Origin of the sequence: Mesorhizobium sp. M7A.F.Ce.TU.012.03.2.1 (assembly GCF_004006095.1) — a bacterium.
Lineage (GTDB): Bacteria > Pseudomonadota > Alphaproteobacteria > Rhizobiales > Rhizobiaceae > Mesorhizobium.
Genome location: NZ_CP034779.1, coordinates 2,197,331 through 2,220,970 on the forward strand (window position 1 = coordinate 2,197,331; position 23,640 = coordinate 2,220,970).

General features: G+C 59.3%; 15 protein-coding genes and 5 pseudogenes. 6 read left to right on the top strand and 14 right to left on the bottom strand.

Annotated features, from left to right (window positions below):
• The coding region (locus tag EJ079_RS33245; RefSeq protein ID WP_164873762.1) for a hypothetical protein at positions 1 to 368 on the bottom strand (368 nt) is incomplete at its 3' end.
• Positions 369 to 489: 121 nt separating this feature from the next.
• Positions 490 to 768 carry an AlpA family phage regulatory protein gene (locus EJ079_RS10570; RefSeq protein WP_127309512.1) on the bottom strand — a complete coding sequence of 93 codons (279 nt, stop codon included), beginning with the start codon at positions 766 to 768 and terminating at the stop codon, positions 490 to 492.
• A gap of 975 nt (positions 769 to 1,743) precedes the next feature.
• Here EJ079_RS10570 and EJ079_RS10575 point away from each other — a divergent pair.
• Together EJ079_RS10575 and EJ079_RS10580 are read left to right on the top strand one after the other, a co-directional pair.
• Entirely contained in the window at positions 1,744 to 3,675 is a 1,932-nt protein-coding gene (locus EJ079_RS10575) for a potassium transporter Kup (RefSeq protein ID WP_063169287.1), read from the top strand.
• 304 nt (positions 3,676 to 3,979) lie between these two features.
• Positions 3,980 to 4,443 (top strand): annotated as a pseudogene (locus tag EJ079_RS10580) (OB-fold nucleic acid binding domain-containing protein); the annotation flags it as partial.
• Positions 4,444 to 4,496: 53 nt separating this feature from the next.
• Here EJ079_RS10580 and EJ079_RS10585 read toward each other — a convergent pair.
• Both EJ079_RS10585 and EJ079_RS33250 read right to left on the bottom strand, forming a co-directional pair.
• Entirely contained in the window at positions 4,497 to 4,769 is a 273-nt protein-coding gene (locus EJ079_RS10585) for a hypothetical protein (RefSeq protein ID WP_127266913.1), read from the bottom strand.
• 215 nt (positions 4,770 to 4,984) lie between these two features.
• Positions 4,985 to 5,203: pseudogene (locus tag EJ079_RS33250) on the bottom strand (aldehyde dehydrogenase family protein); the annotation flags it as partial.
• Between the two features lie 714 nt (positions 5,204 to 5,917).
• On the opposite strand from EJ079_RS33250, the gene EJ079_RS10600 reads away from it, so the two are divergent.
• Together EJ079_RS10600 and EJ079_RS10605 are read left to right on the top strand one after the other, a co-directional pair.
• Positions 5,918 to 6,256 carry a helix-turn-helix transcriptional regulator gene (locus EJ079_RS10600; protein WP_236383572.1) on the top strand — a complete coding sequence of 113 codons (339 nt, stop codon included), beginning with the start codon at positions 5,918 to 5,920 and terminating at the stop codon, positions 6,254 to 6,256.
• Positions 6,246 to 7,562 (top strand): HipA domain-containing protein, encoded by a 1,317-nt coding sequence (locus tag EJ079_RS10605; protein ID WP_127206482.1) that lies wholly within the window; start codon positions 6,246 to 6,248, stop codon positions 7,560 to 7,562. Before EJ079_RS10600 ends, EJ079_RS10605 begins: the two co-directional genes overlap by 11 nt.
• Before the next feature lie 194 nt (positions 7,563 to 7,756).
• On the opposite strand, the gene EJ079_RS33255 is transcribed toward EJ079_RS10605, so the two are convergent.
• Together EJ079_RS33255 and EJ079_RS10610 are read right to left on the bottom strand one after the other, a co-directional pair.
• Positions 7,757 to 7,894: a hypothetical protein gene (locus tag EJ079_RS33255; protein WP_164873763.1), complete on the bottom strand. Its 138-nt coding sequence runs from the start codon at positions 7,892 to 7,894 to the stop codon at positions 7,757 to 7,759.
• A gap of 7 nt (positions 7,895 to 7,901) precedes the next feature.
• Complete coding sequence (locus EJ079_RS10610) at positions 7,902 to 8,489, bottom strand: hypothetical protein (protein WP_127808957.1); 588 nt, start codon at positions 8,487 to 8,489, stop codon at positions 7,902 to 7,904.
• Positions 8,490 to 8,893: 404 nt separating this feature from the next.
• Here EJ079_RS10610 and EJ079_RS33850 point away from each other — a divergent pair.
• Positions 8,894 to 9,207: pseudogene (locus EJ079_RS33850) on the top strand (ATP-binding protein); the annotation flags it as partial.
• A gap of 1,994 nt (positions 9,208 to 11,201) precedes the next feature.
• Here EJ079_RS33850 and EJ079_RS10635 read toward each other — a convergent pair.
• Positions 11,202 to 11,657 carry a transposase gene (locus EJ079_RS10635; RefSeq protein ID WP_281040155.1) on the bottom strand — a complete coding sequence of 152 codons (456 nt, stop codon included), beginning with the start codon at positions 11,655 to 11,657 and terminating at the stop codon, positions 11,202 to 11,204.
• A gap of 793 nt (positions 11,658 to 12,450) precedes the next feature.
• Here EJ079_RS10635 and EJ079_RS10640 point away from each other — a divergent pair.
• Complete coding sequence (locus tag EJ079_RS10640; protein WP_224570032.1) at positions 12,451 to 12,966, top strand: DUF2285 domain-containing protein; 516 nt, start codon at positions 12,451 to 12,453, stop codon at positions 12,964 to 12,966.
• A gap of 784 nt (positions 12,967 to 13,750) precedes the next feature.
• On the opposite strand, the gene EJ079_RS10645 is transcribed toward EJ079_RS10640, so the two are convergent.
• The 7 genes and pseudogenes from EJ079_RS10645 to EJ079_RS10675 all read right to left on the bottom strand — a co-directional run bounded on the left by EJ079_RS10645 (position 13,751) and on the right by EJ079_RS10675 (position 23,603).
• Entirely contained in the window at positions 13,751 to 15,013 is a 1,263-nt protein-coding gene (locus EJ079_RS10645; RefSeq protein WP_245481857.1) for an NAD-dependent succinate-semialdehyde dehydrogenase, read from the bottom strand.
• Between the two features lie 429 nt (positions 15,014 to 15,442).
• Positions 15,443 to 16,708: a pitrilysin family protein gene (locus EJ079_RS10650; RefSeq protein ID WP_348629738.1), complete on the bottom strand. Its 1,266-nt coding sequence runs from the start codon at positions 16,706 to 16,708 to the stop codon at positions 15,443 to 15,445.
• Between the two features lie 9 nt (positions 16,709 to 16,717).
• Positions 16,718 to 18,022, bottom strand: a pseudogene (locus EJ079_RS10655) (pitrilysin family protein); the annotation flags it as partial.
• 1,846 nt (positions 18,023 to 19,868) lie between these two features.
• Positions 19,869 to 21,197, bottom strand: a complete 1,329-nt coding sequence (locus EJ079_RS10660) for a HAMP domain-containing sensor histidine kinase (RefSeq protein ID WP_127808960.1) — start codon at positions 21,195 to 21,197, stop codon at positions 19,869 to 19,871.
• Positions 21,194 to 21,847: a response regulator transcription factor gene (locus EJ079_RS10665; RefSeq protein ID WP_127808961.1), complete on the bottom strand. Its 654-nt coding sequence runs from the start codon at positions 21,845 to 21,847 to the stop codon at positions 21,194 to 21,196. Before EJ079_RS10665 ends, EJ079_RS10660 begins: the two co-directional genes overlap by 4 nt.
• 619 nt (positions 21,848 to 22,466) lie before the next feature.
• Positions 22,467 to 22,900 (bottom strand): annotated as a pseudogene (locus EJ079_RS10670) (helix-turn-helix domain-containing protein); the annotation flags it as partial.
• A 244-nt stretch (positions 22,901 to 23,144) separates the two neighbouring features.
• On the bottom strand, positions 23,145 to 23,603 hold the full coding sequence (locus EJ079_RS10675; RefSeq protein ID WP_224570033.1) for a response regulator transcription factor: 459 nt from the start codon (positions 23,601 to 23,603) through the stop codon (positions 23,145 to 23,147).
• Positions 23,604 to 23,640 lie beyond the last annotated feature (37 nt).

Sequence of the window (23,640 nt, forward strand, 5' to 3'; positions counted from 1 at the left end):
GTGTATAAGAGACAGCCATAGATTCGCTTGGCATCCGCGTAGTCGCWGCTCCCCTCATTCCCATCGGACGCATTCATCGCCATATCGCGCGGGTCCAGATAGCCTTCGAATGCGGATTCTGCAAAAGGACCTGCCAGACACGCAACTATCACTTGGATCGCTTCATCGCGTTGGAAATGTCGATCCATATCGTTCTCGAAAATCGGCTTTCGCTCCGAGGTGAATCCTTGCGCTGAATAGAAAACCGTGCCTTCGACAAAACCACCGCACTCTCCGTCACCGGCGTCGGGGTAAATACTAACACTTGAGAAAGCAGGGAGTTCACGGTCGTCGTCGAACGTCTGACGGTGCAAAACGATGGCGGCCACCGCGTGCCCGGCTTCGTGATGCGCGCCACAAGCGGCAGATATTGGGAGGCTNAAACGATGGCGGCCACCGCGTGCCCGGCTTCGTGATGCGCCACAAGCGGCAGATATTGGGAGGCTACATTCATGCGGTGCGGCTCTCAGGTCTAGTTTCCATCCAAGCCCTGATATCGGATTCAAGCCATGCGACTCGGCCGGGGGAGATGCGACGCCGCTTAGGGAACAGGCCTGCCTTCAGAGTCGCGCGGTCGCGCTCGAACTGCGTTCCACTGAAGTGCTTCAGGGTCTTTGCCGACTGGCCGGCGGCCCAGGCAAGTGCCCGCTCGCCTTCCACATCTTCAAGCCAAAGATAGAGATCGTCGTCGGGAGCATCCAGCGTTGGACGGACATCAAATGCGTTCATGTCCGGACAGCCTTCAGAAAGAAGGGATAGAGGCTTCCGTTTGATCGGGAACGCTTAGTGTTGGTAGCGGCGCCCACATGTTCGAAAAGCGTGATCATTGATGAGTTCTTCCAGTCGGTGCGGCATCGCAGTGCTTTTGCGCATAGGACCGCAATTGTCGTGCCAACTGGGAAAATCGTTTCGGAACAACGCGATCGCTCTGGCAGCGTTGTGTCAGATGTCCGACATCGTCGAGAATCCGACAACGAGTGCTCCTCCTAATCACCGGATCAACCTCCGGCGCCAGTCGGTGACACCGCATTCCTCTGTCTTTCCAGGAGACGGCGTGGACATCAATGCCGTTCCTCACCGAACCCGCCTCCTAGCCCTTCGCCCATACGTCACGGCCGCCCCCCGGTTTGGCTTCAACCTGAAGGATTACGGCGTCCTCTTCGCAGAGAAGATCGGGTTGTTCGTGGCGCGCGCAGCGGAGCCCAAGGAGCTTTTCTGGGTTGCGGATACTGGCATGTCGATATTACGACCGTGTGTCCTTCGACAAGCTTGGTGGCTTCTTCAACCAGAATCTCGCCGCGGAAATCGAATCGTTATCTGCGCCGCAAAGTGCGGCCGGTGAGCGGCGTGGCCCTGCGTTCCAGTTGGCCACGGTCCTCGCTGGGACGAGCAAGTAAATGGCTTGCGCAGCAACGGTGCGATCACACCTGGAGCACGGCGTCATCAGGAAAGCGCCATCCTTGTGCGCCCACGACACCCTGGTCGCCATCGGCCGCATCGCGGGGGGGCACTGTGGGCGATAACCATTCATTGATCTGGGCGATTGAGGGTTCTGCCGGGGCGCTATTGCTGCTCGGTAGGGCTGCGGGCTGGCGAGTCTACCAAGGCGAGCAACGACAGGCGAGACGGCAGACATTACGTGACGGAACTTGATATTGCAGTGCAGCAAGCGTAGAGCACCGCGCGCTTATCGGAGTGTCGTCCATGGCCCTTACCAATGCTGGTAACGAGGCAGAACCTGTCGAACAATCGAGCCATTCTGAGGTCGAGCAGCACAGCACCAAGGCGCTGATGTTGGGCGCACTAGGTGTCGTTTATGGCGATATAGGCACCAGCCCGATCTATGCATTTCGCGAGGCGTTGCATGCATCAGCGGGTGGCAACGTCGCCAGCCGTGGCGACATCCTCGGCGTACTCTCGCTGATCATCTGGTCCCTGACGATCACCGTGACGATCAAATACATCATGTTCGTGCTCCGCGCCGACAATCGAGGCGAGGGCGGAGTGCTGTCGCTTATGGCGCTGGCGCGCAACAGTTTCCCGACCTGCTCTGCGGTGATCCTCGGCATCGGCATCGGCATCGGCATCGTCGGCGCGGCGCTTTTTTTTGGCGACGCCGTCATTACGCCGGCAATCTCGGTACTGTCGGCGGTCGAAGGTATGAATGTCGTCACGCCGACGTTCCAGCCCTATGTGGTGCCGCTGACACTGGCCATCCTGGCGATCGTGTTTGCGGTACAGCGGTTTGGCACCGGCGGCGTAGGATTGGTGTTCGGACCCGTTACCGCGCTGTGGTTCCTGGCCATCGGCCTTTCCGGGCTCAACCACATCATGGACGACCCGGAAATCCTGCTGGCAATCAGCCCGCATTACATCGTGTCGTTCCTGGTCAACTCGCCTGACGTCGCCTTCGTTACGGTTGGTGCAGTCTTCCTCGCCGTCACCGGAGCCGAGGCGCTCTACGCCGACCTCGGCCATTTCGGCCGCAAGCCGATCGTGCTCGCCTGGCTGGCGATCGTGTTCCCTTGTCTGTTGCTCAATTATGTCGGGCAAGGCGCCTTCGTGCTGGCAAATGGCGGCGTTGTCGGTCATCCGTTCTTCGAGATGAACCAGGGCTGGACGCTTATTCCGATGGTCGTGCTTGCCACGGCGGCGACCGTGATCGCCTGCCAGGCGGTGATCTCCGGCGCCTTTTCGCTGACCAGGCAAGCGGTACAGCTCAACATGCTGCCGCGTTTCGTCATCCAGCACACGTCGGAAAAACAGTCGGGCCAGATCTATCTGCCGCGCATCAACCTGATGCTGGCGCTGGTGGTGATGCTGCTGGTGGTCGGCTTCGGCGAATCCAGCCGGCTGGCCTCGGCCTACGGTATTTCGGTGACCGGCAATATGCTGGTGACGAACATACTGCTTTTTGTTGTGATGACGCGCATCTGGAAATGGCCGCTCGGCGTCGCGATAGCCTTAATGGCGGTGTTCGTCTTCATCGATACCGGCTTCTTTGCAGCTAACATCGTCAAGGTATTCGAAGGCGGCTGGGCCTCGCTTGCCATTGCCGCAGTGATCGTGATGACCATGTGGACTTGGATAAGAGGCAGCAGGTATCTATTTGACAAGACGCGCAGGAACCAGATTCCGCTCGATTTCCTTGCGGGCAATCTGTTGAAGAAGAAACCGCAGCTGGTGTCCGGTACGGCCGTGTTCCTGACCAGCGATCCCGCCAGTGCGCCGACCGCGTTGATGCACAGCCTGAAGCACTACAAGGCGCTGCACGAACAGAACGTCATCCTCTCTGTGGTGACGGCGCAGCAGCCCGTGGTGCCCGACAGCGAGCGGATCAAGATGGAAACGATCAATGAGCTGTTCATGCGGGTGACACTGACCTTCGGCTACATGGAACAGCCTAACATCCCGCGTGCGCTGGCGATCTGCCGCAAGCAGGGTTGGAAGTTCGACATCATGACGACGTCCTTCTTCCTGTCGCGTCGCTCGCTCAAGGCGTCACCCAACTCCGGCATGCCGGTGTGGCAGGACAAGCTGTTCATCGGCTTGGCGCGCACGGCCGCCGACGCGACGGAGTATTTCCAGATCCCGACCGGACGTGTGGTCGAGATCGGAACGCAAGTGGCCGTTTAGGTATGCCCGGTTAAGCAGAATCAATTGGCATTTCGCGAGCCGGTGAATGCCTGACCGGGCGGAGGCCACGATGCTTGCGCCAAACTGGGGTCCGGTTCCAGGCCTGAAGCTTCCGGCCCCGAAAGCCGTCCTTTACGCCTGCGATCATTTCCGTTCCGCATTGTCTTGCCGACCCACCAGTCGAGATGCGCTGAAACGACCTCGCCGGGCAGCAACTTATCATTTGAACCTAATCGATGTGCCGCAAGTCCGACCTTCATTCTTCAGTTCACAGGCTAGCGTTGCCAAAATCCGCGTGCCGCCTAACCGGCGCCGCACCGTGACCTGTCAGGATGCTATGCAGGCGCGAGGCAGAAGCTGGCTCGAGGCCGCCGGCCTGGTGCTGGTCCGGCAGCGGCCGGGCTCGGCCAAAGGCTTCATGTTCCTCTGGAGGATGAGACGGGTGCGGCAAACGTCGTCGTCTGGGTCAAGATCTCTCGAGAAATTCCGGCGCGTGCTTCTTGCTTCGGCCATGCTCGGCGTCCGCGGACGCATCCGACGGAAGAGGAGGTGGTGCACCTCGTCGCCCACGAGCTGACCGATCTGTCGGCCGGGCTGGCCAGCGTGGGAAACCGCAAGACGCCGTTTCCGTTGCCGCACGGCCGAGGGACGAGGCTCATCACGGCGGATCGGGCATCGATCCGCGCGGCATGCCGAAGGGGCGCGACATCGTCGATGCAGTATGACCATATCGACCCTATCAAGTTCAAGACGCGTAACTTCCGGTAGCGCTTCCGGAGGCCACTTCAGCAGCATGTTGTGCACACTTTTGTCGGACCCTGTTAACTGCCGATTGGCAGCAGGTCACCCCGTGCCGGATCCCAAATGTCGTCGCTCTCAAGCGCAACGACTGCCCGCACCCTTTTTAAGTCAGCGAGCACCTCCACCGCCGGACGCCGCCCCGTTTCCTGAGCCGCGGCGTAACGGGTGTATTTGTGACTGTCCGGCTCAAACCACTTCAACGATTCCAAAGTAGCCATGGCATCGCCCTTGCGGCTGCGCGTGATGCGAATGATCGTGATCCCATCCTCAGCGCTCGCGTCGAATGGAGACACGCTGCCAACGCTTCATCTGCTCTACCCCATCTTTGTTCCAAGGCGGTCGGATCATCTCAATGAGCCCTGCCTCGGGGTGGCCAAAGCATGCATATTTATCGTTCGGCCCCGCATCGAATTATCATCTGCGATGTGGGACTCGATCTTGGGTTGGCGACGGCTTAGCTCCGGGAGTAGACGTCGGACCACTGATAAGTGCCGGACCTTCTCCACAATTTCTCGGCGGACTCATCGTGAACGCTCGATTGGACGTAAATGCGGTTCGCGGAAACGCAGGTCTGGCCGGCATTGCGGAACTTCGCCTGGACCGCACCGTCAACAGCACCGTCAATGTCGGCATCATCGAAGATGGACGCATAGATCCAGGTTGACCACGCCATCGGGAAAGCCGGCCTGATGGCGAGAGCAAACATTGCACCTAGCCACGCCACGATAAGATCGAGCGCGGCTTCGTTGCGTGCGGGTCTGTGGTCAGTGGAGGGCGGAGGAAAAGCGCTCGGCGTGCTCGCCCTCGCGATACCACTGGTTCGCGCCGGCAAGCGCCCGTTTCTGAGGCAAATCGCCGAACAGCTGGTAGAGCCTTACTCTCAGGGCTTGGCATCTATGTCGCCTACGACCGCCACATGCAGCCCGTCGCGTGCGAAAGCGGCTTTGTGGAAGGCGCTTAGATCGGAGGGCGTTACGCTAGTCAGGCTCCCTTGGGCGGTCTCGAATACGGATGCGTGCCGTAGATTCCGCGCCGCCAGGCCAGCTCGGCGATCGCATGAGGTTCGCGCTCATTGGCAATGATTTCGGAGAGAAGCTGGGCGCGTATGCGGTCGAAAAGTGCTGGTGTAGCCGGCTGCGGGTCCCGCCACCGAGAATGTCGGCCAGCAGTCGAGCGCCGCGGCCTCGCACCAGGGACCGCCCATGAATGACTCATGCGAGGCGTCTCAAGGCTGTCCGCGATCCAGCGCCAGATCTCCGCCTCGCCCGAGGGGCGCAGAGCTGGCCGGTTGTGCAGGAGCCGTAGGCAATATCCGCCTTCCTCGTTCGGATGGGTAACGCTTGCGATACGGAGTCTTGACTTTGGCAGTCGCTCTGTGACATTACCTATATAAAGTTCGAAAGAAGGCGATATGGATCATGCATAGGTCACAGAGACCCGAATGAAGGCAACGTATAAACGCACCTATTCGCGCTACGCGATGGAAGCGCTTGGCCTTTTCGGTAAGACCATCCGGCTTGGCCGGATGCAGCACCGGTTAACCGCACAGGAGTTAGCCGAGAGAATCGGTGTTTCACGCAGCACCCTGCAGCGCATCGAGAAGGGCGATCCCAAAGTCGAAATCGGACTGATGTTCGAAGCTGCTGCCATTGTCGGTGTGAAGCTGTTCGATGCCGACGGCAAGGGCATCACAGCCCTCACAGGCCGCATGGACGATCGCATCGCGCTGCTGCCGAAGCACGTCTACAAGGCCAGCAAGCAGATCGTCGATGAGTTCTAAGGTCCCCAAGTACGACGAAGCCTATGTCTGGGTCTGGCTGCCGGGCGAGACCGCGCCGGTTGTCGCCGGGCGGCTATATGCCCATGACGGACTCGTCAGCTTCAACTATGGCAGGAGCTTTCGTGAACTGGGCAGCGCGATCCCGCTTTATCTCCCGGAACTGCCCCTGAAGGCAGGCGAATTGCCTTTGCTTCCTGGCCTAACCATGCCGGGATGCATCCGCGATGCTGCCCCTGATGCCTGGGGACGACGGGTTATCCTAAACCGCAAATTCGGTGTGAAGGGCGATGAAATCGCGCGGCTCGATATTTCAGAACTGACGTTCTTGCTGGAATCAGGCTCGGACCGCATCGGCGCGCTCGATTTTCAGTTTTCGCCCACGCATTACGAGCCGCGCGCACTGGCCAATGCCACTCTCGAAGAGCTTGTCCAATCGGCGGAGCGGGTAGAGAAAGGTATTCCGCTCACCCCCGAATTAGATCAGGCGCTGCATCACGGCAGCTCGATCGGCGGCGCAAGGCCAAAGGCGCTGATCGAGGATGACGCCGTCAAGCATGTCGCGAAATTTTCCTCGTCTGCCGACCTTTACAGCGTCGTCAAAGGAGAATTCATAGCCATGCGGCTTGCCGCCTTGTGCGGCATCAGAGCGGCATCCGTCTCGCTCGTTCGCGCCGCAGGCAACGACGTGTTGCTCGTCGAGCGATTCGACCGGATCAAGGTCACGGGCGGCTGGCAACGCAAATCCATGGTCTCAGCGCTGACGATGCTCGCGCTCGATGAGATGATGGCGCGTTACGCCAGCTACCAGGATTTGGCGGAGATCATTCGCCACCGATTCACCGCGCCGTCGGAAACTCTGCGCGAGTTGTTCAGCCGCATTGTCTTCAACATACTTTGCGGCAACACCGACGATCATGCCCGCAACCATGCGGCATTCTGGGACGGGGCTAAGCTCACCCTCACGCCTGCGTACGATATTTGTCCGCAGGCCCGCAGTGGCCAGGAGGCCAGCCAGGCCATGCTCATCAGCGGCAATAACCGCATGAGCCGGATAGCGTCCTGCCTTGAAGCGGCGCATCACTTCCTGCTCAGCGCGCCGGAAGCTCTTGCGATTGTTGAAGGCCAGCTCCGATGCATTGCGGAGAATTGGCCGCGTGTCAGCGAGGAAGCTACGCTATCCGGCATAGATCGCAATCTGTTCTGGGGCCGACAGTTCCTCAATCCCTACGCTTTTACGGCGCTGGAAGGAAGCGCCGACGTTCTCCGCGCTCTGGCTGACGAACTACGCAACAGTGTTCACGCCTGATCCGGCGCTGGATTTCGGACAAGCTCGGCAAGCGCAAGACGCCACAATATGGACAACCCTTGCCGTGCCAGGACGAAGATTGAACAAACGGCTCTTCAACAGTGACAACGTGCACTGCGGAGAGATGTTGAGCTGACACCGCAAAAGCCCAAGACGCGCGACTTCCCGCGATACAACTCCACATAACTGAGCGTCTACAAGCGGTGCAGCCAGCCAAACATCCAGCCATCAAAGCGATGATCGTCTGATCTTTTGCCGATGACATCACGTCGGGGAAGACTTTGTTCGAGCGCTTGCCGCTTCATATCGATACCGGCCTGGGCGTAGCGCATCGTTAGTTCAGCCCGAGTGGACTGGCCATCGACTGATGGTGGCGATGTCAACACCCGCCTTGACGAGGTGGATGGCCGTCGTGTCCCGCAAAGGGCGATGATGGATGCTCTTTTCCGCCATGGTGGTTCCTTCGCCCGCAGCCATGTGTGCGCAGCAAGTATCGAACACCGAACCGGGTGAGCAGTGTGGGGCGGTCGTTGCTTTGCTCGGCGGGACAGGGCGATACCAGACGAAGGTCACAATCGAAGATTCAGGATCCCTGAACTCGTGCATCCGTATTGAAACATCAGCGAAAACAGAGCGTAATCCCGCTGTCCAGAAGGCGTGCGGCGGTCGATACGCGCCAGGACGCTCTTGATTTCCGGGCTCATCGAGATATTCGACAGGTGCCACCCACGCGCCCTCTTGAAGGGAAGTGTCACCACCAGTTGCAGCGTATCCTAGTATTCGGGGTGCTCCGAAATCAGGAACCGCGCAAAGGCATGCATCGCCGCCAGCCTTGCATTGCGGGTCGCAACTGCCACGCTCGACCTCAAGTGATGTGAGAAAGCTGCCCATGCTGTCGGTATTGATGTCGGAGACCGCTTCTTTCAAGAATATCTTCCCGCTCTCCCGCGGCATGAGCCCGTGGCATGCTTCGGCCCAATGCTGTGGATTGATGTTTCTTCATGCCACAACCTCGCTGACGAGACCGCCGAAAGCCCCTTCAAAGCGGTCGGTGGCGATCTCTCGCAGCTTTGGAAGGTAGTGCATTGATTTTTCGTGGAATGGGGACCCTGTTTAAAGGGTGATTTTCGTCCAAACGGGACCCCTTAACGATGGGGTCATCAAGATGCCTCCGGCTTGATCGGAGGCATTTGTGTTTTGGATGTTGGTTTTAGAGACGATTGCAAAGATACGTCGGCTGTCGCTGGTCCAGGGGAAGTCGATCAAAGCGATCTGCCGTGAGCTGAAGATCTCGCGCACCCGCTATGACAGTCTCAGGAGGACAAACAGCCATGGAACGCACCGAGGTACTGGAACTGATGGGAGCGCTGAAGCTCTACGGAATGCGCAGAGCCTATGACGAGATCATGGGCGCGTCGCCATCAAGCGACGGCACGAGCCGCCCAGGATTGTCGGTGATCTCTTGCAGGCCGAGATATCGGAGAAGCAGGCCCGCTCCATCAAATACCAGTTCGCTGTCGCCAAGTTGCCGCTGGCCAAGGACATCGACGACTTCGACTTCGCCGACACGCCGGTCACCCCCTGATGCGCGATCTCGCCCGGCCGCGCCTTCGTCGCCGATCAGCGCAACATCGTCCTGGTCGGCCGCCTTCACGGGTCACCCAACTCGCGCGGAAGGTCGACCGCATTGCGACGGGCGCGTGTCGACTTCCCAACAATGTCAGACAGGAGACGCAACGCTATCGGAGCGATCGCATTGCCCGAAACGATTTTCCCAGTTGGCACGACAATTGCGGTCCTATGCGCAAAAGCAAACTAGACCTGAGAGCCGCACCGCATGAATGTAGCCTCCCAATATCTGCCGCTTGTGGCGCATCACGAAGCCGGGCACGCGGTGGCCGCCATCGTTTTGCACCGTCAGACGTTCGACGACGACCGTGAACTCCCTGCTTTCTCAAGTGTTAGTATTTACCCCGACGCCGGTGACGGAGAGTGCGGTGGTGNTCGTTTTGCACCGTCAGACGTTCGACGACGACCGTGAACTCCCTGCTTTCTCAAGTGTTAGTATTTACCCCGACGCCGGTGACGGAGAGTGCGGTGGTGTTGTCGAAGGCGCGGGTTTTTATTCAGCGCAAGGATTCACCTCGAAGCGAAAGCCGATTTTCGAGGACGATATGGATCGATGTTTGGAACGCGATGATGCGATCCGGGAGATAGTTGCGTGTCTGGCAGGTCCTTTTGCAGAATCCGCATTCGAAGGCTATCTGGACCCGCGCGATATGGCGATGAATGCGTCCGATGGGAATGAGGGGATAGTTGCGTGTCTGGCAGGTCCTTTTGCAGAATCCGCATTCGAAGGCTATCTGGACCCGCGCGATATGGCGATGAATGCGTCCGATGGGAATGAGGGGAGCTGCGACTACGCGGATGCCAAGCGAATCTATGGTGAGTTGCGGTTCCTGATGCCGCGCCGCCCCGATTGGGGGCGGATCGAAGATTGCACGGCCCGGCTAGTACTCGATCACTGGTCGGCCATCGAAGCATTGGCCGCGCATTTGCTGGTCAAGCATGATCTCCAATTCGATGAGGCTCTGACGATTGTTGCGCCGCATCTTCCGCCATGCCAGCAGCTACGCCGCCAGAGCGTCATCCGCAGCCTGCTTGATCAGCCATTCGATGTGATTTGACCACATCTGCAACACCTCGCGCTTCTCCTTGACGTTGCTATAGAGATTGTAGATTTCGCCAATGTCTGTCAAGGACGCCGCCTTGTGATTCAGTATGTGCTCGATGACGTGTGGCAATACCTGCCGCCTGCCGAGATTTGTCGCGAGCGTCCTGCGCAGATCGTGAAGGGTCCAGTTCTCCAAAGCCACCCCGTCAGTATTGACCTTGCCGTCTAGAGCCTTCTTGCCCTTCGCGTAGCCTGAGAAGTGGCTTCTTTCGTTGCCCCTCGCAGGGAAAAAAACGTGTCATTGGTCTTCGGTACCGTCTGGGGGACCGACACCGCCAGTGTGGACAGCGGAATAAGCGTAGGCTCTTCGTTCTTCGTGCGGTCACCCGATAGTTCCATGTTCCGGCTTCAAGGTTGAGGACCAACGCATCGCGGCAACTTCCGTACGCCTCTGTCCGGTCAGAATGAGCAGCTTGACGATGGAGCCGAACGAATAGCCGATATCGCCCGGTTCGGGCTCACAGCCCGTTCATATAGCCGCCAGTTCGGCATCGTTCACCACTCGCTTGCGCTTGACGATCGGGGCCGGATCCGGATTTTCCAATCCCTCGCGGGGAAACCGCGGATGAGCCGTTGCGGCGGTTTGCGACACCAGTTGAAAAATGCCCGCATACACCAGAAGGCCGTGTTAGCCGCTTGCGGGTGACCCCCGGCGACGATCTCCTTGGTGATGTTAGCAATGTCGGTGTCGATCACATGGTGGATAGAGCGACTCCCGAGGGCAGGCACAAGATACCGGTTCAGGCTGGCCTCGACCAGTGCGGTGTTTTGAGGGTCGTTACTCGGCGGCCTGGAGGTGACCGCCATCGCCGTCCTCGGTATCGTCAGCGCTGATATGCGCCTGATCGGCAAGGAAGGCTGGCAGTTCCGATGGAGCTATGCTGGAATTTGGGTGACGAGGCTGATCAAGCGGCGCTCTGCGGCTTCGTTTCGATGACCTGGATTCCGTCCAGGAACCTGGCATCTGCGATGAGTTTCGGCAACTGATTTTGTCCTTTCAATCGTCGCCACTTCCTGGCCGCGGCCAACAGCTTGAAGACCATCAGCTGGGCGGTTTTCGAGGATAGCGAGCCCTTGGTACGCACCGTGCGATAGCGAACGGTTGCAAAGACGCTTTCGATGGGATTGGACGTTCGCAGATGATCCCAGTGTTGGGCGGGGAAATCGTAGAGCGCCAGCGACGCAATATGATCTTTCGTCAGGCAGTCGACCGCCTTGGCATACGCCTCGGCCTCCATCTCGATCGCATGCGCAAGCAATTTGCGCGCGCCGCTGCGAAGTACATCCGTCAGGGTATCATCGATTTCGTCGGGCTGACGAAGGCGAACAATGTGTTGATAGTCTCGTTCATGGCGTATCACTCTCCTTGAGAGGTACTGGCAGGCTTCATCACCCGCCTCGATACGCCGCTCTCCTCAAGCCGCCATCATCCAGTTTCCGCCATGGCTCCCCCTGATTGATCCGCTTCACCTGTGCAACTGCACAGGCTGCCCTAGCGGGGAGATTGGCCTCCAATGGCGAAAGCTTGCCGCAGGAGACCCTCCGATGACCGTGCCTATGGCGCCGCCGCTACGACAACTTGCCGACAAGCAGCGTGCGATCCACTGCCGCGCTACTGCGCCTTCAAGGGACGTCTGGATCGCGACGCAGGAGCCGATGACTGTTACGGGATCAATTCCAGGTCGCGCTGGCCGTCGCTGTGCCAGTTCGACGGTCTGGTGGCAATTTGGGCACATCTTCTGTCGCCGACAGTGGCGATGGCTGACGCTTCAACGAAATGGGGTCTTCGACGTCTGCTGCCTTCGCCGATGCTTTGCGAAGTGGCATAATGTTTCGACGCACGCAGGCGCGGGCAGGGGATGTCAGTCATGAATCTCCTGACTGGCGCGGATCAGGCCGATTGGCGGGATGAAAGATCATACGACTACACCGCTGGCCTGACGCTGCGGGAGTGGGCTTGGGAGTTCTTACGCCGCAATCCAGCGTTCCAGCGCGATCTGACCGCTGCGCGCCAGCATTGCAAGACTTGGTCTCTCCAATCCTTTCTCGATATGGTCGCGTCGGCCGGCGACCTGTCACGCTGGGGTGTTCTGTTTCGCGGAGTCTTGTGGCCGCGCTTCGGTCGTATTCTGGTGTCCGCTCTGGTGCGTCCATGTGCTGCCGGTCATTGCGGAACGGTTGCCTGCCTCGTCGCCGACACCGCCGTTCGAACTCTCGGCATTGCCCTGTCGTGCAATCGTCCTGCTGGCGCCCGACAAGAGCCAGCATGTTCTTCTTCGCAATGCGGACCACGCGCTGCAGCTCGCCGTCTCGGGCGCGAATATCCTCCACCCTGTTTGCCTGCATACGCAAGCCATCTGGCCCGCGGTGCTTTTAAAGCATCGACTGAGGGGACTGGAGTGCCTCAATGCTCTCAGTCTAGGGCAACAGTTGCCCCCCCGCTTGTTTGCGCCGGAAAAGCGCGGCGTTCGTTTGTCCTTCGTTCTTCGTGCGCTCGACGGTTCGCTCGCCGGAGCACCTCATCGCGAGCTCGCCGAAGTTCTCATCGGTCAACGGCGCGTCCATGCCGACTGGGCGGATCCTCGCGATCATCTGCGCGACCGCATCCGTCGGGCCGTCTCGCGTGGCCGCGCGCTCATGAATGGTGGCTACAGAGATTTCCTAATTTGAAAAGCGACAGTCCGCGCTGTGCGTCGGTGGATGAACGTTCGCTCGCAGCTGTACCCGTCACCAACAGTTCGCCCGCCGACAGGACTGCATGGCGCCTTGCAAGTGCGCTCTGGTCTAGCTTGTCGATGCCGAAATGAGATGGGCGAGGGTGCCAAGGCGGTGGTTCATTAGGGCCGGCCTCGACCTGGACGCACATCATTGGTCGGAAAGCGGCGTGCACCGCAATGTCGCCATAGCAGCCAAGATCCTTTGAGGCCGGACCTGCAGTCCTGTTGGACCGGCGGGTGCAACAATATGGAGGGATCTGAGGCCTCACACCGTTCCCTGGTCGACAGCTCGGTCAACATAGCACCCACCGCTTGATTATGGAAATGGTGTGCCTGGAGTGCAGCGAGTAGCGGCTTGCTGCGCACTGTCCTAAGAATAGCAGTCATGACCCGTCTGGGGTTCTGCAACACGACGATTCAACCGCTTGGGCATTGTCGCATATCCCACAATGTAGAATGCGCAACAGGGCAAAAGCTGATCCATCGGCGGTTTATCAATGCTTTTTGGCTTGGCACGGCACATGCAACGCAATCGGCAAAAGGCGCACGAACTGAGTGGCCCATCGGCCCTAGGAGCGCTGACTTATGCCCTCCCAAGGCATGTCCGGCCCGGCAGCGAGCTCAGTCTCCTGCCGGGCATCCGTGTTTCAGGTCAACGGCGTTTGGAACTTCCAATTAGGTGGCGGCATTGACCGCAGGCCGCCCCCCGGTGGGGCGGAGAGACAGTGCAGCAGGTTTCAAATCCCGCCCATGCAAAGATATTTCATTTCCAGATAGTCCTCGAGGCCATGACGAGAACCCTCCCGCCCGATGCCGGATTGTTTGATCCCGCCAAACGGTGCCGCCTCCGAGGACATGCGTCCCGTGTTGATGCCAACCATGCCATATTCCAGAGCCTCTGCCACACGCCAGACCCGCTTCAGGTTTGAGGCATAGAAGTATGCGGCGAGGCCGTAGATCGTGTCATTGGCCTCGCGCACGACCTGATCCGCATCGTTGAAGCGAATGATCGGCGCGAGCGGCCCGAATGTCTCCTCTTGCGCGACTGCCATGACGCTGGAAATCTCGGTGAGGACCGTGGGTTCGAAAAACGTGCCATTCTTGCCGATACGCTGGCCCCCGCATCGTAAGGTCTGGCCGGCATTGCGGAACTTCGCCTGGACCGCACCGTCAACAGCACCGTCAATGTCGGCATCATCGAAGATGATGAAAGGTGCATTGCCGCCGAGTTCAAGGCTGACCTTCTTGATCTGGTCAGAGCACTGACGCATCAGCAGCCGTCCGYCCTCGMTCGAACCGGTYAAGCTGATCTTTRGAATCTTGYAATTGGTGCAGAGTTCACGGCCCACGCGATCACCTTCGGACGCATAGATCAGGTTGACCACGCCATCGGGAAAGCCGGCCTGATGGGCGAGGGCGAACATTGCGCCAGCCACGAGCGGCGTCTGTTCAGCGGGCTTGAGCACGATTGTGCAGCCCGCAGCCAAGGCCGGCGAGATTTTGCGCGCCACCATGGAGGCCGGGAAATTCCATGGCGTGATCGTGCCAACAACGCCGATGGGCTGCTTGATCACTAGCATTCGGCGGTCTGTCGAGGGTGCCGAGATCGTCTCGCCATAGACGCGATTGGCCTCCTCGGCATACCATTGCAGATACGCCGCCGCATGCGATACCTCTGAAATGGCTTCGGCAAGCGGCTTGCCCATTTCCGCAGTCAGAATCGCGGCGAGATCGCCTGCATGGTCGATGATCAGCTGATGCCATCGCCAAAGAACGTCGCTACGTTCTCGGGCCGTCAACGCGGCCCATCCCGACTGCGCAACATAGGCCTTGTCTACCGCAGCACGTGTCTCCTCCACGCCCATATCGGGAAGCTCTGCCAAAACTTCGCCGGTCGACGGATTGACGACCTCGAACGTCTTATTGCCAACTGGTCTGCCGAGTGCCGGCAGGCGGTCGATGGCTCCAAACAGGTGCGGGGATTTCAGACGGCGGATCATCGGCAGGCACAGGGGCAATACCGGATTCCTCCTCAACGCAGCGAACATCCAGGTCGACAGGCCGTCAGTGTGTATTCTGCACCAGTGGGTTCGTCGTAGGGCCTCGGCAAAGCAGCTGGTAGACCACGCTAGCCCGATGAAAAGACAGCAGTTTCGTTAGTTTGAGTGCCCGCGGTTCATCAATTGATGGATTAAGCAGTCGGATGTTTGCTTCATCCACCATGCCTGCTGTGCATGCGACTGAATTCTGCAAAAGGCGGCATGCATGCTGAGGAGCGCCTTTTCGGCGAGAGGCCCCTGGACCGCCAATGCCGCGCAAGGCCCGCGAAACGACTCCGCGGGTCTGCATGATCTGCTTGGCCCACCGGCCTCCATATTCGCTCTTCCCACGAGAAGCCCCAAGGAAGAAGGAAGGCGAGATGAGTTTCTTTACTCATCCTTGCCGCCCAGCGGCGGGCCGACCACCAAAATGGCGGGCTCGGCCGAAAGCAGCTTCTTGGCCGCCGCCTTGACCTGTTTGAGCGTCACCCGACCGATGCTGCGGGCGCGACGCTGGTTGTAGTCGACGTCGGCATTTTGAATCTGCAAATCCAGGAGCCGGTCTGCAATCGAGCGGGTCGAGCCCAGTTGGTCGATGGCATAGGCGCCGATCAGGTGCTTCTTCGCCGCCTTGAGCTCGGCCCCGGTCGGTCCTTGCTGCGCCATCTGCTTTACCACATCTCGCACGATGCTCAGTGTTTGGGCGGCGCAGTCCGAGCGTGTCTCTGTCGTAACCAGAAGCTTGTCAAGGGTCAGTTCAGAGCTGACGTGATAGGCAAGGCCGCGTTTTTGGCGTACCTCCTCGTAAAGGCGGGAAGTCAAGTATGAGCCGCCAAGGATGTCGTTCATCAGCACGGCGGCGTAGAAATTCGGCGCGCTACGCTTCACGCCAGGCCAGGCCAACGTTAGCGAAGTCTGCGGCAGGTCGTAGTTCTCCTCCACCAGTTGACCGAGTTTCGGCGCGACATCGTAGACGGGGACGAGGGTTTGTTGCTCAGGCAAATCACCAAACAGCTGGTCAAGCCTTTCCCTCAACGTGTTCGCGTCAATGTCACCCACCACGGCAATATGGAGCCCGTCGCGAGCGAAAATGGCCTGGTGGAAGGCGAGGAGGTCGGACGGCGTGATGCCGGCGAGGCTCTCTTTTGTGCCTTCTCCCGGCCTTGAACAAGGATGCGCGCCATAGATCGCGCGCAGCCATTTGCGCTGAGCGATTGCGCCAGGGTCTCGCTCGCTGCCGACGATGCCGGAGACAATCTCGGCGCGGACGCGATCGATCGGCCCCTGGTCGAAGCGCGGCGCGTTCAGCGCGAGCCGAAGCAGGCCGAACGCGGCGTCCTGCTTTTTGGAAAGCATGCACACCGATCCGTAGATGTCGTCGCTTTGCGCGTCCAAACTCATTTCGGCGCCGGCATCGTCGAGCTTCACCTGGAAGGCATCGCTGTCGTAATGGCCAGCGCCTTCGATGAACAGGCCGGCCATCAGTTTGGCCATCCCCTCCTTCCCGACCGGGTCCTGCGTGGTGCCGCCGTTGAAGGCAAAGCCGATGTTGACGATTTCCACTGTGTGGTCCTCCACCAGCCAGGCGATGATGCCCTTTTCGGACTTCACCTCCTGGATGTTCATCGCAGCATGGGGCTGAGCGCCGAGCGTCATCTCTTGATTCTCCGTCTTGGGCAAGAGATAGCCCGTGGTCGAACGGTCGAACGCGAGATAGCGGGCGGCAACTGCTTTGATTTGCGCGGCGGTAACCCTGCGGATGCGAGACGGCCGTTCCTCGACATCTTTCACGGTGCCGCCGGTGGCCAGCGTCGAGCCGTAGATGCAGGCGAGGTCGTCCTGGTCGTCTTCGGCAAAGATCATATCGCGCACAAAGCGCTCCTTGGCCTTGCCCAGTTCCTCGCTGCTGACACCATCCTTGGCAATGCGAGCGACTTCGGCAGCGGCCGCCGCTTCGAGATCGGCCAGCTTGGCATCGCCGCGCGGCGCGCCATAGATGGCGAACCTGGTGTCGTCGAGCATGGTGCCCTGGAAATAGGCGCAGGCGCTGGAAGCGATACCTTGCTGGACAGCGAGCGCCTGGTAGAGCCGGCCGCGGTTACCGCCGCCGAGAATTTCGGCCAGCAGGTCGAGCGCTTCGGCCTCGCCCGGCTTGGCGGTATGGTAGGACGGCACCACCCACTGCGTCGAAAAACTCGGCACGCTGACGCGGGCGTCTGAGAGCGTGACGGTGCGCCTGGTGTTCTGCTCGGGCTCAACCGGCCGGATGCGCGGCGGCAGGTCAGGTCCGCGCGCCACCTTGCCATAGGTCTTCTCGGCCAGCACCTTCACCGTCTCCGGCTCGACATCGCCGGCCACGATCAGCACGGAGTTGTTGGGCCAATAGTACTTTTCATAGAAGGCGGTGGCGTCGACGCGGCTCAGCTGCTCGATCTCCTGCATCCAGCCGATGATCGGGATGCGATAGGGCTGGTTCTGCCACAGCGTCGCGTCGATCTCCTCATGGAGCACGTCCTGCGGGTTAGTGTCGGTGCTTGAGCGGCGCTCCTCGATGACCACGTCGCGCTCGGTCTTGACGACATCGTCGGTCAGGATGAGGTTTCGCATTCGGTCGGCCTCGAAGCTCATCATCAGCTCGAGCGCCGACGGCGCCACTGTCTGATAGAAGGCGGTGTAGTCGGAGGAGGTGAAGGCGTTGTTGGAGCCGCCGATCTCGAACACTGCGCGGTCGAATTCGCCGCCCGCATGGTTGGTCGTCGCCTTGAACATCAGATGCTCGAAGAAATGGGCGATGCCGGATTTGCCCGGCGGCTCGTCGGCGCTGCCGATCTTGTACCACACCATGTGGGTGACGATCGGCGCCCGGTGGTTGGGAATGACGACCACCTCCATGCCGTTGTCGAGCACGAAATCCCTCGCCTTGCCGTCCTCCCATGCGACGGGGATCGGAGCCGTCCCCGCGCCGACCAACTCGGACGCAACGGACGTCCTGCGAAGCCCATGAGTGCGGGGCTTGCTTGGTAGTTCTGATAGGGAGAGTGGGGTTATGGGCTGCGTTCCTGGCAAAGTGATCTGTTCCTCATTTTGAAGGATCTATGTCTCCCGAATGCCTATTGGGAGAAAGTGGATCGGCACGCGACGCCGAGCCACATGAGCCGTCAGCGTGTTGCTGGGCCTGACGCGAGCCTCATCTTTGGATGCGTCCGGGAAACTTTCGGCATGGTGAGGCCATGGGAAGTCTGCTCGTTATCCATTGGGTGTTTGCGGATACCTGAGCATGCCCCGTGCCAAGTAAGAAAGCCCCGATTCGCAAGGTTTGATCCAACCTTGATACTTGCGATATCCGACATTGTCGGGCATCCGACAGAAAGCGCCTTTCGCCGGCGCGCCGGCTATGACGCTCGCCTCCTCCGGCGTGACGACGATCCTTTGGCGGGCGCCGCGCACACCGATCTGCCCGCCTATCAGCACCGCGACATCGAAGGACAGCGCGATCGTGACTGGATGGGTCTTACGCAAACATGCAGCAGTGCCACCGCGATCAGGACTTCATCCGCCCCACAAAGACCCGAGCGCGAGGGACGACGTGTAAGGCAACATGTCATCCTCGATAATGATGCCGCGCATAAAGAGGTAAGGTCCCTCGTCGTACCGGCGAGCCCCTTCGCTGGGTCTCGCGAGGGTCTGGTTTGCGAACGTCGACCGACAGCATCACGGCATGGGCGGCCCCATCGGTAGGCAAGCATTGACCGTGCCATCAGCGTTGAGGCAGCGCAGAGCCCAATTTCCCGGTGCCAGCCGGTACGTTGGAGCTTCAACTGTGGCCAGCCAAGCGGGCCGAGGCCGTGAAACTCCTGATACCCTGGACCGTCCGGATTGCAACGCACGGACGCGCGACGACCCATGTGGACCTTGGATTTCACTACGCACTTACGCTGCTTTGGCCTTGTCAGCAGCCTGAGCATAAAGCGTGCTCAGCTTTCAGGGCGAGCCTCTTTCATGTTGATAGCATCTGTCGTCATTCAGGATCGCCCCATTTTAGCATGCCGCTTGCAGCTTCAGACTGTTGTCAGCCAGGGCCGCCATAAAGGGTCTCGTTTAACGCATTCGGGAGGCTTCATGACTCGACCACATTAATTTCGGGCGGTTCGCCGGCGCTCCGAATGGCACTTAACACCAGATCCTCTCCAAACCCGTGATGATCCAAGAGGAAAACGAAAAATCCCTAAATCAGAAGCACCGATACGGTCGGCTCCAGGCTGATGAAATTGCGGTCTCACTGGCCACGCACGATACTTGCGATGGCGATGGCCATTGCAAAGGCCGGTCAAGCACCCAAGACGCTGACAAGCACGCCTCCGACCAAAGCTCGATCGTTGGCAGCCTTTCTAGCCGTACACTTGGGGCATTTTGGGTCGGCGATCCGGACGCCGATTAAAACCTGCCGGTCGTCTAAATGGAATGGTTGGTCCGGGTCCTTACTGGACCTGCGCCAACCCGATCGGGCCGGCGCACAGGGGCACCCAGACAATTGGACACGTCGCCTATGCGCGGCGGCTTGCACTTTCTCGGATGGCCTTTTTTCTCCCCGGGCGAAATCGAGCGAGCGGTGAGGCGGAGCCTTCGATTTTGCCGATCATGTCGTGTCGCTTCGATCGAACTGCTCAGACGATGATAGCGGCATTGATTGCCGCGGCCGAAATGCGTTGTGTGAAGTACGATTTCTACGCCGTATACATACTGCCGTACAGTTCGCCATGTCAGCAGCCTTGCCAGCAATCCGCCCTGTGTCCAACTGTCATTGAATTCACCGGTGTCATTGAGGAATTCGTATGATCGCCTCGAAACCATCATTGCGACCGCGGGCGGGCGACGCAAGCTCTAGACTGCCACCGATCCGCTGGATAACCATGTTAGCGATATGTAGACCAAGGCCTGAGCCCGCAGCAGGAGTAGCACCACGACTAAATCGCTTTGTAAGCCCTTCGAGGTCGGGGAGGGGCACCACCGGTCCGGCGTTTGCAATAGCGATGGTTCCATCAGTTTGGACGGAAACTGTTGTCGGAACAGTGGGCAGTCCATGTATCAGCGCATTCTCGATCAGGTTACGAAGGAGGATCCCAAACGCATCGACATCCACTTTGCGCATCAAAGTGGGGCAGCCGTCGACGTTAAGATGCAGGCGTCCGGCATATTGCGGCTTTTTCCTCAGGTCGTCGATTTCCAGCCGAACCGATCGGACAAGATCGATCGCGTGATCCGCCATGCCAACCCCCGATTCGGCTTGAGCGAGCTGAAGCACTTTTTCGACAAGGCGGCCAAGGCTCGACAGCGCTTGCTCGATGCCGCGCGCACGCATTTTGGCCGACCCATTGGGAAGCTCGGCCACTAATCTCTGCATCTGAGCGATTGAACCTGCGATCGGCGTGCGCAGTTCATGCGCACTGTTTGCGGCGAACTCGCGTTCGGCCTCGAGAGCCGCCCGCAGACGATCGAGAAGCCGATTGACGGATGCCGCGATTGGAGCCAACTCTGCCGGGAAATCGCCCAAGTCCATTGGTGACAGATTGCCGCCGTCGCGCGATCCGATCTGCTGTCGCAGTACCTCGATTGGCCGCAGCGAGCGCCGGATCACGATCCACCAAACAGCTAAGCTAAAGGGCAGGAGCACGAGTGTCGGAAGGAAGACAAAAAGTGCGCCCTTCGCGATTGTGGTACGGCGGCCATGAAGCGGTTCGGCCAACTGATGATACACGCCGTCTTGGATCTCCTCTGTGTAGACGCGGTAATCAGCGTTTCCCCAAAAGCCGTTACTCAGGGGAGCATCAGGGAAGGGCTGCTGACCCTCTTCCGGTTCAGAAATAAGCACTACCCCGTACTTATTAATAACCTGCTCACGATAGGTCCAGTACTTTTTATAAGTTGGCAAGTGGTTATTGTATTGATCAACGTGTTTTCCATTCAAGACCTTGATCAGCTCTGGTTGTTTGTACTTTGCGCTCGCCTGGAGCAAGTCATCCGAACTTTCGTTTACATTATTGCAAAAAATGAACGCAGCAATGGTTGGGGCGGCGATCCAAACCAGGAGCGTTGCCCCGCCTAACCACGATATCAGCTTTCTCGTCATGCTGTTCGAGTTCGTCATGTGACCACGAGCCTGTATCCGGAGCCACGCACGGTTGCTATTCTATCCCCGCCGATCTTCTTGCGGAGCCGGCTGACATAAACCTCCACTGTGTTGCTCTCGAACTCCGAATTGAATGAATAAAGCGCGTGCTCGATCCTCCCCTTTGAAACGACCGAACCGGGCCGGCGTAGAAGGCAGTCGAGCACCGCCCATTCGCGTCCAGACAGGTGGACCTCCTGCCCGTCGCGGAAGAGGCGTCGCTCGGCTGCCTGTATGGAAAGCGTCCCAACCGAAAATTGCGGCTCCGGAAAATGCCCTTGGCGACGTGCCACTGCACGGATGCGTGCCGAGAGTTCCCCCAGATCGAACGGCTTGACCAAATAGTCGTCGGCGCCAGCGTTGAGCCCCTCGATGCGATGCGAAATCCGATCGCGGGCTGTCAGAATGATGACCGGCGTTGGCCCCTTGATCAGCTCCCGCAGATAGTCGATGCCATTGCCGTCCGGCAGGTGAACGTCGAGCAAAATAACGTCGTAGCCGGCCACAGCTGCATGACCGCGCGCTCCGGACAGGCCCTCGGCCCAGTCGACCGCGTGGCCACCAGCCACCAAATGATCGTGCACAGCACTTCTAAGGTCCTTATCGTCTTCAATGAGCAGTATTCGCATCAGGCTGCCGAGCTCCGGTATGAGGGCAAGGCTCCTGCCTTATTGATCGAAGCTGACAGTAGGCTGAACCGGCGCCAGCGAATATCTGGGGGCTTTCAGGCTGCTGTCAGCTACAATTGCAAGAAAGGGGTCGTTAACAAAGCCAAACGAAGAGGCCTTATGAAACCCCTCCTGATCTCGGCACTTTTGCTCAATGTGACCACCGGCGGCTGTACACTGGTTGGCGGGCAATTCGACGTGGCGGTCAACGAATGGCAGCCGCGCCACGCGTCAATGTCCAGGCTTGAAACTGACAGGTGTCTTAAATACGAGGGCACCGTAGCGGGTGCCTCCAGTTATCGAACAGTGCCTAGCAGGTCAGAAGTGCACTTTGACCATAGGGGTCGTCCGTATTTTCGGCGCTCGCGAACAGAGTCGACGGTCAATCGATGCGCCACTGCCAGAGTCTGGAACGGTCAAGTGTTTGTTATCCCCCGTCCGGGCCATATTCTCTGCCGAGGACCAAGAAGGCCCTATTTTCGGTGCCCACGAACAGAGCCAACGGTCAATCGATGCGCCACTGCCAGGGTCTGGAACGGTCAAGTGTTTGTGATCCCCTGTCCCGGCCGTGTTCTCTGCCGAACTCGCCCTTGTAGTCGGCACACCAAAGATCGTTAGGGCGACAGCCGTTTGAAAGTGGTGCCCCGTCGCCCTGTTGCGCCTGCGCTTGCGGCGCTCGACCATGCCGTGGCGGTCGAGCACGGCATGCACGGTCGAGATCGCGGGCCGGTGCACATCCGGATACTGCCGGGCCAGCCGCTCGCGTATCTTCGGCGCACCCCATGTCGGCTTGTCTTGCTTGAGGCGCACAATCAGCTTCTCGATTTGAAATGGAAGCTGATTGGCGTGGCGATAGGGCCGCCGCGATCGGTCCGTCAGCCCCTCCAGGCCGCTGTCGTTGTAGCGCGTGAGGATCTTGTAGCCGGTCTTGCGCGAGATATCGAACTCCCGGCAAAGCACCGCCATCTTCTCGCCGTCCAGCAGCCGGGCGACGAACTTCAGCCGCTCTTCCATGACGTTACACTCCTTCCAAGGCACCTTGCTCTCCTTGCAAAGGGCCGAAAGTGTAACCCATCTATCCGGAATGAACTGTCACCCATCTCTCGGGAAGGGCAGTCATGGCCAAGGCAACTGGAAGCCGAATTTTCTTTTGGAGTATGAATCAGCGCCGTCTGCCGAAAAGCGCGTCCACGATCTTCCCTTTTGAAACGACCGTGCAGGGCTGGGGCAGACGGTAGTCGAGCACCGCCCATCCGCGTCAAGTCAGGTAGACCTCCTGCCCGTCGCGGAAGAGGCGTCGCTCGGCTGCCTGTATGGAAAGCGTCCCAACCGAAAATTGCGGCTCCGGAAAATGCCCATGGCGACGTGCCACTGCATGGATACGCGCTGAGAGTTCCCCCAGATCGAACGGCTTGACCAAATAGTCGTCGGCTCCAGCGTTGAAGCCCTCGATGCGATGCGAAATCCGATCGCAGGCTGTCAGAATGATGACCGGTGCCGATTCAAGTTCCTTGATCAGCTCCCGCAGATAGTCGATCCCATTGCCGTCCGGCAGGTGAACGTCGAGCAAAATAAGGTCGTAGCCGACCACAGCTGCATAATCGCGCGCTTCGGACAGGTTCTTGGCCCAGTCGACCGCGTGGCCACCAGCCACCAAATGATCGTGCATAGCACTTCCAAGGTCCTTATCGTCTTCAGTGAGCAGTATTCGCATCATGCTGCCGAGCTCCGGTATGAGGGCAAGGCTCCCATCT

Bases quoted from the DNA above. Each gene is read 5' to 3' on its own strand.
- EJ079_RS10650 (WP_348629738.1), bottom strand. From the start codon at position 16,708: ATGACGCTCGGCGCTCAGCCCCATGCTGCGATGAACATCCAGGAGGTG.
- EJ079_RS10605 (WP_127206482.1), top strand. From the start codon at position 6,246: ATGAGTTCTAAGGTCCCCAAGTACGACGAAGCCTATGTCTGGGTCTGG.
- EJ079_RS10665 (WP_127808961.1), bottom strand. From the start codon at position 21,847: ATGCGAATACTGCTCATTGAAGACGATAAGGACCTTAGAAGTGCTGTG.
- EJ079_RS10600 (WP_236383572.1), top strand. From the start codon at position 5,918: ATGAAGGCAACGTATAAACGCACCTATTCGCGCTACGCGATGGAAGCG.
- EJ079_RS10570 (WP_127309512.1), bottom strand. From the start codon at position 768: ATGAACGCATTTGATGTCCGTCCAACGCTGGATGCTCCCGACGACGAT.
- EJ079_RS33255 (WP_164873763.1), bottom strand. From the start codon at position 7,894: ATGCGCTACGCCCAGGCCGGTATCGATATGAAGCGGCAAGCGCTCGAA.
- EJ079_RS10675 (WP_224570033.1), bottom strand. From the start codon at position 23,603: ATGATGCGAATACTGCTCACTGAAGACGATAAGGACCTTGGAAGTGCT.
- EJ079_RS10660 (WP_127808960.1), bottom strand. From the start codon at position 21,197: ATGACGAACTCGAACAGCATGACGAGAAAGCTGATATCGTGGTTAGGC.
- EJ079_RS10575 (WP_063169287.1), top strand. From the start codon at position 1,744: ATGGCCCTTACCAATGCTGGTAACGAGGCAGAACCTGTCGAACAATCG.